This is a genomic window from Streptococcus parasanguinis, assembly GCF_001578955.1.
GTDB lineage: Bacteria > Bacillota > Bacilli > Lactobacillales > Streptococcaceae > Streptococcus > Streptococcus parasanguinis_U.
Map to the genome: position 1 here is coordinate 119,490 of NZ_KQ969690.1, position 12,892 is coordinate 132,381.

Annotated in this window: 12 protein-coding genes and 1 pseudogene; 12 read left to right on the plus strand and 1 reads right to left on the minus strand. The window is 40.8% G+C overall.

What is annotated here, in order from left to right; all coding sequences use genetic code 11:
- Nucleotides 1–234: pseudogene (locus SPADD19_RS04405) on the plus strand (ABC transporter ATP-binding protein); the annotation flags it as partial.
- Nucleotides 227–2,230, plus strand: a complete 2,004-nt coding sequence (locus tag SPADD19_RS04410; RefSeq protein WP_061455333.1) for an FtsX-like permease family protein — start codon at nt 227–229, stop codon at nt 2,228–2,230. The pseudogene SPADD19_RS04405 and the gene SPADD19_RS04410, both read left to right, overlap by 8 nt.
- A gap of 99 nt (nt 2,231–2,329) precedes the next feature.
- Here SPADD19_RS04410 and SPADD19_RS04415 read toward each other — a convergent pair whose 3' ends face one another.
- Complete coding sequence (locus SPADD19_RS04415) at nt 2,330–4,294, minus strand: peptide ABC transporter substrate-binding protein (protein WP_061455334.1); 1,965 nt, start codon at nt 4,292–4,294, stop codon at nt 2,330–2,332.
- Between the two features lie 257 nt (nt 4,295–4,551).
- Between SPADD19_RS04415 and SPADD19_RS04420 the strand changes: the two genes are divergently transcribed.
- The 10 genes from SPADD19_RS04420 to SPADD19_RS04465 all read left to right on the plus strand — a co-directional run bounded on the left by SPADD19_RS04420 (nt 4,552) and on the right by SPADD19_RS04465 (nt 12,495).
- On the plus strand, nt 4,552–4,881 hold the full coding sequence (locus SPADD19_RS04420) for a PadR family transcriptional regulator (RefSeq protein ID WP_023917534.1): 330 nt from the start codon (nt 4,552–4,554) through the stop codon (nt 4,879–4,881).
- Nucleotides 4,875–5,675 carry a hypothetical protein gene (locus SPADD19_RS04425; RefSeq protein WP_061455335.1) on the plus strand — a complete coding sequence of 267 codons (801 nt, stop codon included), beginning with the start codon at nt 4,875–4,877 and terminating at the stop codon, nt 5,673–5,675. The genes SPADD19_RS04420 and SPADD19_RS04425 overlap by 7 nt, the downstream gene beginning before the upstream one ends.
- Nucleotides 5,672–6,502, plus strand: coding sequence for a hypothetical protein (locus SPADD19_RS04430; protein WP_061455336.1), 831 nt, complete (start codon nt 5,672–5,674; stop codon nt 6,500–6,502). The genes SPADD19_RS04425 and SPADD19_RS04430 overlap by 4 nt, the downstream gene beginning before the upstream one ends.
- 285 nt (nt 6,503–6,787) lie before the next feature.
- Complete coding sequence (locus tag SPADD19_RS04435) at nt 6,788–8,179, plus strand: APC family permease (RefSeq protein ID WP_061455337.1); 1,392 nt, start codon at nt 6,788–6,790, stop codon at nt 8,177–8,179.
- 104 nt (nt 8,180–8,283) lie between these two features.
- A complete protein-coding gene (locus SPADD19_RS04440) occupies nt 8,284–8,520 on the plus strand; it encodes a DUF2829 domain-containing protein (protein WP_061455338.1) in 237 nt (78 codons plus the stop codon).
- Nucleotides 8,513–9,211 (plus strand): 3-oxoacyl-ACP reductase, encoded by a 699-nt coding sequence (locus tag SPADD19_RS04445; RefSeq protein ID WP_061455339.1) that lies wholly within the window; start codon nt 8,513–8,515, stop codon nt 9,209–9,211. The genes SPADD19_RS04440 and SPADD19_RS04445 overlap by 8 nt, the downstream gene beginning before the upstream one ends.
- 383 nt (nt 9,212–9,594) lie before the next feature.
- Nucleotides 9,595–10,254 (plus strand): ABC transporter ATP-binding protein, encoded by a 660-nt coding sequence (locus SPADD19_RS04450; protein WP_061455340.1) that lies wholly within the window; start codon nt 9,595–9,597, stop codon nt 10,252–10,254.
- 4 nt (nt 10,255–10,258) lie between these two features.
- A complete protein-coding gene (locus SPADD19_RS04455; protein WP_061455341.1) occupies nt 10,259–11,461 on the plus strand; it encodes an ABC transporter permease in 1,203 nt (400 codons plus the stop codon).
- A 99-nt stretch (nt 11,462–11,560) separates the two neighbouring features.
- Nucleotides 11,561–12,058 (plus strand): NUDIX hydrolase, encoded by a 498-nt coding sequence (locus SPADD19_RS04460; protein ID WP_061455342.1) that lies wholly within the window; start codon nt 11,561–11,563, stop codon nt 12,056–12,058.
- Nucleotides 12,055–12,495, plus strand: coding sequence for an ASCH domain-containing protein (locus SPADD19_RS04465; RefSeq protein WP_061455343.1), 441 nt, complete (start codon nt 12,055–12,057; stop codon nt 12,493–12,495). Before SPADD19_RS04460 ends, SPADD19_RS04465 begins: the two co-directional genes overlap by 4 nt.
- The last annotated feature ends 397 nt before the right edge of the window (nt 12,496–12,892 follow it).

A 12,892-nucleotide genomic window follows, 5' to 3' on the forward strand; every position in this document is an offset into this window, starting at 1 on the left:
AAGTCTTCAGCTGCGTTACTAGATGTCTTTGAAGATATCAATAGCATGGGCCAAACCATTCTCATGGTGACCCACTCAACCGCAGCAGCAGCTCGGGCCAAGCGCGTGCTCTTTATCAAGGATGGGATCCTTTATAACCAGATCTTCCGCGGAGAAAAGACAGAGCGTCAGATGTTCCAAGAAATCTCAGATACCCTGACAGTCATGGCGGGTAAGGAGGATCATGATGTTTAAATTAACAAGTAAATTAGCTCTTTCCAACCTCAAACAAAATCGCAAGCTCTATTATCCCTTTGCCTTGGCTGTTATTTTAACGACCATGATCCTTTATAGTTTTATCGCCTTGGCAACGACCCCTCATTTAGAGGATTCTTACGGAGGGAGAACGGGGAGAACGGTTCTTGGTTTTGGTTGTTTCGTCGTCCAGCTGGTCGTCATCATTTTAGTGGCTTATGCCAATGGTTATGTCATGAAAAATCGTTCCAAAGAACTGGGACTCTACAGTGTTTTGGGAATGGAGAAGAAGCACCTCCTCGTCATGACCTTATGGGAATTGCTTATCTTCTATATTCTCACAGTTGGCGCGGGACTGGGTTTGGGGCTCTTATTTGATCCCTTGATTTTTGCCCTGCTCTTAAAATGTATGGGGCTTCCAGTCGTCATTCAATCAACCTTCCAGATAGGGGCTGTTCTTAACACTTTACTTGGGTTAGCCTTAGCTTTTGGCCTCATTCTCTTGTTGAATTCTTTACGCCTCTTGCGCTACAGTTCCCTCCACCTCATGCAACAAAAGAAAGCAGGAGAGAAGAAGGGAAGATTCTTGCTGGTCCAAACTCTGTTAGGTCTAGGTCTCTTAGGAATTGCTTTCTATTTGGCGCTCACTGTTGAGCGTCCAGTTGCGGCCGTCCAAAGATTCTTTATTGCTGTCATCTTGGTCATTCTGGCGACTTATCTCTTATTCAACGCAGGATCGATTACCTTCTTAAGAATTCTTAAAGGTCGGAAACCCTACTATTACAAGCCGGAGAATTTTATCTCTGTTTCCAACTTAATAGCTCGGATGCGAAAAAATGCAGCGGGTCTTGCGACCATTAGTATTCTTTCCACCATGGTCTTGGTCACCTTAACAGGGTCGCTCAATCTCTTTATTGGAGGGCAGAATTACCTAGATACTATGTACCCTTCGGACTACAATTTTAGTGTGGGACATATGCCTTCAGATGCTGAAACAGAACCGGTTATTGAAGATGTTCAAGCACAAATTAAGAAAGTGGCCGATGCAACCCATCTGTCCGATTATCAGGTGGCACAGACAACATACTGGTCGGCTGAAATTCGAAAGATTGATGGAAGGATCTTAGAGGTGTATGACCAGTCCGATCAAGAAACTGGTCAGGAATTGAAGACAGAAGGAGTAGTCTACTTTTTTGATCAGGCGACTTATGAGCAACTGACCGGTCAAAAAGTTGAGCTTGGGGAAAATGAAATCCTAGCCTATGGGTATCAATATCCTGGAAGATTAGACGCGCAATTAGAAATCAATGGGAAGACCTTCACGATTAAAGAAAAACTAGACTCCAATTTTATCCAAGGAAAACTCCCTCAAGCCGACCTGTTTCAACACCAAATGGGCTTGTACCTTGTCCTCCCTGACTTGAACCAACTGGGACTAAAAATTGATAAAAATTTGGAATTCTCTATTAGTGCTAAAAATAAAGAAAACCAAGATTTTATAGCTGGAATGGCCAGAGAGCTTAATTCGACAGACAAAATGAGTCAATATGGTGCGACTTTGTTTGGTGGGGTTGATCGATACAGCATGGAGAAGGAGTGGCGTGAATCAGCAGGGACCATCCTCTTTATTGGAGTTTTCCTATCTGTGATCTTTCTTTTGGCTACGGTTCTCGTCATTTACTACAAGCAGATTTCAGAAGGCTATGAGGACCGGGAAAATTTTGTGATCTTGCAACAAGTAGGATTGGACCAAAAGCAAACGTCCACCACCATTCGCAAACAGATTCTCACCGTCTTTTTCCTTCCGTTATTCTTCTCCTTCCTATACCTAGGAGTAGCCTACAAGATGATCGCAAAGATCGTTGCCCTCCTAGGAGCGACCAATGCGGGCTTGGTCCTTCAAACGACTCTGTCTATCTGCGCTGTCTTTTTCATCTCCTATATTCTCGTCTTTCTTCTGACTTCTAGAAGTTATCGGAAGATTGTCGTGCGATAGCGTTCGAGTCTATAAAAGATTAGAAATAAGATGAAACATACAACATTTTGTTAGCACAAAAAACACCGGGGATTATATCCCCGGTGTTTTCTTTCGTGATTATTTCACGTGTTTTGCAAGTTCTTCTTGCGCTTTTTTGTTTGATTCTTCTTTTTCTTTCAACCAATTCTTATAAGCTTTTTCGTAGTCAGCAGTTGTGACTGTCTTATCTTGAACTTTTTGGTATTTGAAGAAGTTTGAATCACCTTTGATACCAATTGGAGAATTAGCGCCTGAGAATGGCGTTACCTTCGTGATAGATGGAACCCCACCCTTAGAGTAGATTGGAAGAACCATTGCGTTTTCTGTCAACCAAGCTTGAGCAGCAGCGTATTTCTCATAACGTGCATTGGTATCCAATTTTTCAGCATTGGCAGCATCCAATAATTCTTTGTACTCGTTCAAACCAATTTTTTCGATAAGCGCTTGGTCTTTCTTAGGATCAAGTCCCATACCAGTCAAGGTTGAACCATCTGTTGGGTTCAAGATATCCAAGTAAGTAGATGGGTCTTGGAAGTCAGGTCCCCAACCAGTGATATCCATGTCAAAGTCTTTTTGGTCTGGTGATTGAGCAAAGTAAGTAGCGTTATCCGCATCGTCTGTAGACAATTTTTGGACATCGATCACGACATTGTCTTTACCAAGAGCAGATTCGATAGAGCTCTTCATAGAGTCTGCTTGTTGGACAAGTGAGCTAGAAGATTGGTCTACGACATAGTCGATATGGATTGGGAATTGAACCCCTTGTGATTGCAATTCAGCCTTCGCTTTTTCAAGTTCCGCTTTGGCTTTATCCGCATTATGCAAGCTATCTTGAGCATCTGCGAAGCTAACACCTTTCCACTCATCTCCTGTTGCGGCAAGTTTTTCTTCAACGAGCGTACCGAAGTCTTTTCCGTTGGCTTGCACAAATGTAGGTGGAACTAGTAGGGTACGAAGGGTTTTAGTTGCTCCATCTTTACCGTTTGATTGAGCGCTATATGAGGTTCTATCTAAAGCAAAGTTCAAGGCTTGACGGAAGTTCTTGTTTTGAAGAGCTGTTTTGGTGTTGTTCTTTTGCTCATCAGTCGTCTTCTTAGTATGACCGTAGTTTTGACGGTTGACGTTGAAGTAAGCGTAGTAGACAACCGCATCTTGTGGGGAATAAACGATGTTATCCTTGAATTTCTTCTCAATCGTACTGTAGGTTGAGCTTGTTGGGAAGAGACGAGCAGTAGATAGGTTACCATCTGAGAAGTTACGAGCAAGATAGTCTTGGTCTGATCCATCGAAGTAAGTCAATTTAACCGTATCGATGTGAACATTTTTTTTGTCGTAGTATTCAGGGTTTTTATCCAACTCAATTTGTGATTTTGAAGTGAAGGATTTCAAAATGTATGGACCGTTGTAGAGGATACCACTTGGTTTCACGCTACCAAAGTCTTTACCAGCTGATTCCAAGAATTTTTCATTGACTGGCATCATGGTAGAAGTGGTCAATTTAGAATTCCAGAAAGATTCTGGTTGGTTCAAAGTATATTGAAGAGTGTGATCATCAACAGCTTTTACCCCAACGGTTGAGAAATCTTTAGTTTTCCCGTTTACATAGTCATCTAAGCCTTTGACTGAGTTTTGAACCAAGTAAAGAGCATCCGATTTTTTATCTGCTACGTATTTTAGAGATGTCACGAAATCTTTTGCAGTGACGTCAGCGTATTCATTTCCTTCTGAATCATACCACTTCGCATCTTTTCGAAGCTTGTATGTATAAGTCAGACCGTCTTTTGAAACAGACCAGTCTTCAGCAAGAGCAGGCACTAGGTTACCGTATTGGTCGTTTTCAAACAAACCATCGACCAAGTTGGTAGTAATGTCGCTTGTAGTTGCACGGTTTGAAGTCAAATAGTTCAAGGTATCAGGGTCAGAACTATACACGTAGTTGTAGGTTGTCCCTTTTGACGCATTAGAAGATGAGCCACATGCAGCAAGGAAAAGCGTTGAAGCCGCGGCGACACCTGCTAAAAGAGCAAGCTTCGATTTTTTCATATTCGTGTCTCCTTTTGAATAATTTTAATTATTATACTCCAATCAATCTATAAAATAAAGTGTTTTTTGAACTTTTTTGTATATTTACACACCAGTATACAGTGAAAGCCTTGATTTTAAAGGATTTTTAAGGAATAAAATTTTTTTAAAAAAGTTACTATTTTGCTTTACATACTAGTTAAGAAAGAGTATACTGATAGTAAATAAACTAGTATGTAAAACAAACTAGTGCATATGTGAAGAAAGAGGTGAGAAGGATGAAGGAGTCCCAATTACTAAAGGGAGTCTTGGAGGGCTGTGTGCTGGAGATTATTTCCAAAAAGGCCATCTATGGCTACGAATTGATTCAAAGTCTCAAAGAGATGGGATTTGATAAGATTGTCGCTGGGACCATTTATCCCCTGCTTCAAAAATTAGAAAAACAAGGAATTATTCATGGGGAAATGAGGCCGTCTCCAGATGGTCCTGATCGTAAGTATTTTTCACTCAGTGATGCTGGAAAAGAGCGTTTAGGGGAATTTTGGGACCAGTGGCAGGAGCTAGTCACGAAAGTAGAACGTATCAAGAAGGAGGGGGAAGAATGGTAGAAAGTTATACAGAAAAAATGTCAGATGAAGTGATTCATTTAAAGAAAGAGGATCAAGCCTATGTGAAAAAAATGGTCGCTTATATTGGGGCCAAGTCCTATTTTTATGATGATGAAGCACTCGGTGAACAACTCTACAATATGGTTTGCGATCTGAAAGTTGCTGAGAAAGAAGGCATTCGGGCAGTGGATTATTTTGGAAAGGATCCACGGGCTATGGTGGACCAAGTTCTTTCAGATTTGCCTAAACGCTCTCTAGGATCTTATGTGGGACTCGTCATTCTACTTGGAGTGATCTTAGTTGGCATGCGTTATTTAATGGATTTTACCTGGATGACACCACTGAAAATCGAACCTTTGACCTATGTTGTCATTCTCCTCAATTTCTTGGCGTTCAGCCAGTTCATCACGTGGCTTTGGTCCAAACAGAGCTATGGAGAAATGAAGTGGTCTTGGGCTATTTTTATCAGTGTGATCAGCCTGATGGTATTTCTGAACATCGTACGACTATTTTCGATCTATTTTGGCCACATTGGGAGTCTCTTCTTATCAGATGGTTGGGCGATTGTTCTCGCTGTCCTAGTCCTACTTGGGTTTACGGTTATGGCTTATAGAAGCAGGGAGCGTTTGATGTCGAGTCTACTAGTCCTGGGCCTGACTTTCTTAGTTACAGGATGCTGGATTCGTCTTGTGAATCAGGAAACTGCTCATTTAATAGGCTGGCTCCTTCCTCTCATGGGACTAGTCCTGACCCTTATTGTATTTTGTCTCCAAAGAAAGAAGGAAGAAGCATGAAATCAGCAATGTATTTTGAAGAAACGCAGGCCTTGATGAAAACTTTTAGCCAAGAGGATCAAGTTTATTTCCAAGATCTCTGGGATTATTTCAATTTCGCCGGTTTCTTATATGAGGAGAAAGCCTTAAGAGAGCAGGTCTATAATCTAGCACTTGACTTTTCGCAAGCAGGAGCGGATGGCCTCACGGCAAAGGATTATTTTGGCCTTGATCCAAAGGGAATGGCAGACCAAATCATCGAAAATATGCCCAAAGAATCGACACGGTCTGTTTTGAAATATGGGGCTATCTTTTCAGGTATTGTGATTTTTTATCGCCTCCTAAGTGATTTTGCTTCTCAAGCGGTCCTTGTGCTCAAGCCACTAGTCTATTTAACCGACATCATTTTGGGACTCCTAGCAATTGGGCTACTATTCTATCTTCTTCGTCGCCTCATTTTTGCAGAAGAAAAGTCGAAAAAAGCAATCCATGTGGCAATCGTTTTGGTTCTAGGAGTCTATTTCGCTAGTGAGATCGTGGGGGTCCGTTTCTTACCAGCCCTTGCTTGGTTGACAGTGCCGAATCCATGGGATACTCTCCTTATGACAGGGGCTAGTGGAGCACTCATTCTTTGGCAATGGAAAGAAGAGCTTGGCAGAGCCTTCGTCTTTCCTATCGTCGCCTTTTTAGTGGTTGGATTCATACATCGCTGGACTTTGGCACAAGGAGTTCAGAATCTTGGTATGACAGTTCTTCTGCCCACAGTGATCATCATCTTTGGGCTGGTTATTTATTATTGGTTTACGATTCGTTCTTTGAAAAAGAATAGGACGGAAAGTGATAAATAGAAAGAAAAGGAGGGCTGGGACAAAAGTCCTAGCCTCTCAATTGTTTTTGGATTGTCGAGCAAGACGCAGTGGTTGAGTGCTCAAAGCACTGCTTTGAGGTGGTAGATAGGACTTGCTAAGCAAGTTTCCTAAGTAGTTGTTCGCTTTTCAAGTTCCAAAGATGCCCTACTCAACTGTGCGGAGGTGGGAAGACGAAATCGAATTCTAACGAATGACCGATTTCTTTCCCACTCCCTTTTCTTATCCAAGTATGATAGAATAAACTCAATAGATGGGAGAATATACATGAATCTATTTCGAAAAAAGGCTTTGGGACAGGTTCACCCAGGGTTAAACCGTCATTTACGGTTGTGGGATTTAATTATTTTAGGTATCGGTGCCATGGTGGGGACAGGGATCTTCACGATTACGGGGACTGCAGCGGCAAATTTAGCTGGTCCAGCCCTCATCCTTTCGATTGTGATTGCGGCGTTTTGCGTCGGCCTATCTGCCCTCTTTTTTGCTGAGTTTGCCTCTCGTATCCCTTCAACTGGTGGAGCCTATAGCTATCTCTATACCATTTTTGGAGAGTTTCCAGCCTGGATTGCAGGTTGGTTGACAGTGATGGAATTCATGACCGCCGTATCAGGGGTAGCCTCAGGTTGGGCTGCTTATTTCAAGGGGTTGTTGGCCAATCTTGGCTGGCGTCTGCCGACGGCTTTAAATGGGACTTTTGATCCAGCTGCGGGAACTTATGTGGATCTCTTACCTATTTTGGTCATGGTCCTCGTCACAGCCTTGGTCCTTATGAATGCAAAAGCTGTCTTACGCTTCAATTCCTTGCTGGTCTTACTCAAGTTCTCAGCTCTTGCCTTGTTTATTCTTGTCGGGATTTTTCACCTAAACCCTGGCAACTGGGCAAACTTTGCCCCTTATGGCTTTGGCGAAATTTATGGTGGTCAAACAGGGATTATGGCTGGCGCTTCGCTCATGTTCTTTGCCTTTCTTGGTTTTGAGTCCATTTCCATGGCGGTCGACGAAATCAAGGAACCACAAAAGAACGTTCCTCGCGGCATTGTCCTTAGTCTTTTGATCACAACGGTTCTTTATATCTTGGTTACCCTGGTTTTGACTGGCATGGTTCCTTTTAAGAACTTAAATGTAGATGATGCGGTTGCCTTTGCCCTCCGTCAGGTCGGAGCCGGCTGGGCAGGAAATTATGTATCGCTGGTCGCTATTTTGACCCTGATTACCGTCTGCATTTCCATGACCTTTGCCCTTTCACGGATGATATACAGTTTGGCGCGGGATGGACTTTTGCCAAAAGCTATGAAACAGCTCGATCCAAAAACTAGAATTCCAAAAAATGCGACCCTGGTCGCTGGATTGATGGCTGCCATTGCTGGTGGAGTTTTTCCGCTAGCTAGTATCGCTTCCTTTTTAAATATCTGTACCTTGGCTTACCTGGTTATGTTGGCCTTCGCCCTCTTGAAATTGCGCAAGGAACACGGGGCTCCTGGACCTGGTGAATTTAAAACGCCTTTGGTTCCGGTCTTGCCAATCCTATCGATTGTGGTCTGTCTGTCCTTTATGACCCAGTATTCTCTATCGACCTGGCTGGCCTTCGGAGTTGCTCTCTTGTTTGGGATAGGAATTTATTTTGGCTATGGGTATCGCCATTCAGAAGAACATCAATAAAAGATGAAAGCTAGAGTAGAAGAACTCTGGCTTTTTGTATAGGGAAAGCTCTTTTTTTGGTATAATAAAGGGAGAAAGTTAAATAGATAACAAAGGAGAACAACATGACATTTGAAGAGATTTTACCAGGATTAAAGGCCAAGAAAAAATATGTACGAACAGGATGGGGTGGAGCAGAAAACTATGTCCAATTGTTTGATACCATCGAGCAAAATGGAGTGGCTCTGGAAGTGACACCTTATTTCCTCATCAGCGTATCTGGTGAAGGCGAAGGCTTTTCCATGTGGAGTCCAACTCCTTGTGATGTCTTAGCGACAGACTGGGTGGAAGTTCATGACTAAACGTGTCCTTATTACAGGCGTTAGCTCCGGGATTGGTCTGGCTCAAGCTCGTCTCTTTTTAGAAAAGGGCTACCAGGTCTATGGGGTAGACCAGGGTGCTGATCCCCAGTTGCAAGGTGAGTTTCACTTCTTGCAGCGGGACTTGACCTTGGATTTGACGCCGATTTTTGACTGGTGTCCTGAGGTTGACGTCTTGTGCAATACGGCTGGGGTATTGGATGACTACAAACCACTTCTTGAGCAAAGCGCTCAGGAGATTCAGGAGGTTTTTGAAATCAACTATGTGACTCCGGTAGAGCTGACACGACATTATCTGACTCAAATGTTGGAGAAGAAGCAAGGTATCATCATCAATATGTGCTCCATTGCTTCTAGCCTGGCAGGAGGAGGCGGTCACGCCTATACCTCGTCCAAACATGCCTTAGCTGGATTTACCAAGCAGTTGGCGCTGGATTATGCAGAAGCTGGGGTTCAGGTCTTTGGCATCGCACCAGGAGCCGTCAAAACAGGCATGACCGCAGCAGACTTTGAACCAGGTGGCCTAGCAGACTGGGTAGCCAGTGAGACGCCCATCAAGCGCTGGATAGAACCAGAAGAAGTAGCCGAAGTCAGCCTCTTTTTGGCTAGCGGAAAGGCATCTGCCATGCAAGGGCAAATCCTGACGATTGATGGTGGTTGGAGTTTGAAATAGGAGGATGAAAAAGCAAGAGTTGAAATCTTGCTAAGAAATGTAATTGTTTTTTCCTTACTGAAAGAGGATCAAACCTAGGTGAACAATTAAGTTAGGACAGTGGAGAGACAGGTATTTACCTCTATGCTAAAGAAGATCTTACTGAACGAAATTAAACCTACCAGAGTGATCAGGATGAATCAGATTTCTTTATGATTGGTCACGATGGAGATCTAGCCTATTTCACCAAAAAAAGACAGGGATAATAACAATTATGAAGATAACTGAGGGTAAGTTCAGAAGAACTTTTTGAATGGGCTCTACCTGAAACCTTAAGAGATTGTTTTAGAAGAAACGAATAGTACAATTGATTTGCTAAGTTATTGTGGAATGAAGGTGAAGTCATGATTAAATTAGTGAATGTTACTAAATGTTTTAGTGATGGATCGAATGTCAGATATATTTTCAAAAATTGTAATTTTGAATTTAAAAAAGGTAGCACGACTGCAATAGTTGGCCGTTCTGGATTAGGAAAAACTACTCTTGTTAAAGTAATATTAGGGATTACCAGTTTAAATGAGGGGGATATCTTAGTCTGTGGTAGTTCCATTTTAGATATGAAAAATTTGAGTAAGGTAAGGCGTAGGAATATTGGCTGTGTCTTCCAAAACTTTAATTTGATTTCAGGTTTCACGGTGAAAGAGAATATTCTACTTCTAAGATATTTTTTTGAAAATGGAGAGAATAACATTAACGAAATTTGTAACACTCTAGGCCTTTCAAAGGAAATATTAAGTAAGAGTATTGATAAGATTAGTGGAGGTGAAAAACAAAGAGTTGCTTTGGCAAGAGCTCTTATTAACAATCCAGAAATATTGATAGCGGATGAACCTACTGGTAATTTAGACGCTGATAACGAACAAAATATAATAGAATTGTTGAAGCGGATCAATGAGGAGTTAGGTATCACGATTATAACAGTAACTCATAGTGATAAAGTGGCCAATAGTATGCAGTCTATTTGCACAGTTGTAGATGGCAAAATTGAGTACGTAAGGAGATGATAAAATGAATCATTCCATATTATTCATTGCTAAAAGAGATTTAGAAGTTAACAAACGAAGATATAGATTAGTTCGACTGTCAATAGCGATCTCTGTTTTACTAATTGTTTTAGTGATGCTCATTTCTAATTCTTTCTATAATAAAATGATTAAAGAAATGACTGTAGCAAATAAAAATGTTGTTACTGTTGCCTTTGGTAATAAAGAAAATTCTCTGAATTATAAAGCTTTACCTTTATTTTCTAGTGATGATATTAATCGAGTTAAAAAAATAGATGAAGTAAAAAATATTACTGGTGTAAAACTATTATTTACGGATGATATCAAATTCCAAAATGGTAAGACATCGGTTTCCAATACTATCCATTGTCTAGAAGAAAAGTATTTAAAAAACCTGAATATTAGAATTGCTGAAGGGAAATTTCCAGAGAAGAACAATGAAATATTAATCGGAGATTCCGTACACAAGGCTACATCAATGAATGTCGGAGATACGGTGACTATTAAGATTGATAATCATAATGTAAAGTTTGTAATTTCTGGCATTATAGACAAGCAAGTAGCGCAGTTATTTTCTACCTTGCCAACAGAAATAAATCAAATGATGGCAATCAATGTAAAAAGTAGTAGCGTTTCATCAAATAAGTATTACTATCTGAATGCTACTGTAAAAAATGGAACCGATTTAAATGAAGTAGCAAACAAGATAGTAAAGACTGTTTTAAAAAATGAAAATTTAAAACAATCTTTATCAGGAACAGGATTAGATGTTGTTGTAGCAACACAACAGGATGTTATCAATATGCTATCCAGATGGTTTTCCTACATCGACCTTTTTATCCTCTTAATCATAGTTCTTATCTCTATTGTAGCGATTATTAATATCATCAATATTCTAGCTATTACCATTCAGGAGAATCATAAACAGATCGCAACTTTTAAAATCATCGGTGCATCTGATCGACAGATAAAAAGAATATATTTATTTGAAAGCTTTATGATGGGAGTACGAGGTACAAGCGCGGGATTGTTGATAGGAATTGCTATTTCTTATTTGATCATCTTTTTGAGTGGATTACCACTAGATATTGAACTTAGCAGATTGTTGTTCCCGGTATTAATAGGGATACTCACTTCAGTTTTTGCAGGATTATTGGTATCTAGAAAAATTACTAAAATTGATATTGAAAAGGTATTAAATCAATAGAGAAGAAATGATTAGGGTCAATAAGAGATGGTGTTGCAAAAAGAATAGCTATACTGGTTTCACTATCGACTGAGCTTTGAATGAAAGTAGGAGGATTTGATGGAAATCAAAAATCACTTTGGCGTCTACGGAGTCTATCTTCAAGAAGGGAAACTGCTCTGCATTGAAAAAACTAGAGGACCTTATCAGCATCGCTTTGATCTACCGGGTGGTAGCCAGGAACTAGGGGAGGGACTGACAGAAACCCTCAAGAGAGAAGTTCTTGAAGAGACAGGCTATACGATTAGCAGATACGCTAATCCTAGGATGTATGACGTGATGGTTCAAGAAGAAGGGAAAGACTTCGCTGTGCATCATATCATGGCCTTTTATGATATCGTAGTCGATTTCGAAGGCCCTCAACAATCCCTTCCTCAGGAGGTTCTTGATGGGACTAATGATTCAGCAAATGCAGTTTGGTTGAATGTGGAAGACATTACTGAAGACAATGGTTCTCCTTTAGTATTAAAGGTAAAGGCAGAGTTAGGAGGATTTCCAGAATTGGACATGACAAGCTATAGAAATTGGAAGGTGAAAGAAAAGAAGGAGAACAAATGACACCTCAAGAAATGTGGAATGCCTACAAGCAAATCAACCCCTCTATCGGAGATGAGATAGATGCCTGGGCTTTTGGAGTGGACCCAGACCTTTTAGCGGAACTGGTCTTTAAAGGCGAAAAAACAGCAACTGCCTCAGCTTACGATCTTTACGCAGTAGAGGACGAACCCCTTCCCCAAGAAGGAACCTTTGATGTTGTTTTAGACAGTAAGGATCAAGCTGTCTGCATTGTCGAAATTACAAAGGTTTCTGTTCAGCCTTTCCATCAAGTGTCAGCTGACCATGCCTATAAGGAAGGTGAAGGAGACAAATCTCTAGCTTATTGGCGTCAGGTTCATGAAGACTTTTTCAAAGACTGCTTAGGAGAAGCGGGACTAACTTTTACACCTGATAGCAAGGTGGTTTTAGAAGAATTTCGCAAGGTTTATCCATTATAGAACACTTTTTTCTTTTAGAAAATCAGAAAAGAGAATAACTGTTTTCTATTAAAAAATAGCTAGTGATTGTGTCAAGCTAAAAATACTGCCCAGTTCTTAGAACTATTAAAAGATTTTTTGAGACTTTCCGCTGTGAGAAAAGTGCTTGAAACCTAAAGTTTCAAGCGCTCGGGAGTTTTGAAACTTTAGGTTCAAAACTAAATCATGGAACTTCGAAGAAGTTCGCTGATGTCCGTACTCACCTAAGGAAAGTCTCAACGAAGATATGATCTTAATCTGACTCTCCTTCTAGGAGAGTTTTTTGATCTGGGTCTTATTTTCCAAAAGGGCTAAAAAATGGTATAATGTAAGCGATATTGTACAGAAAAGAGAAATGTTATGCCAAATTATGCCATTA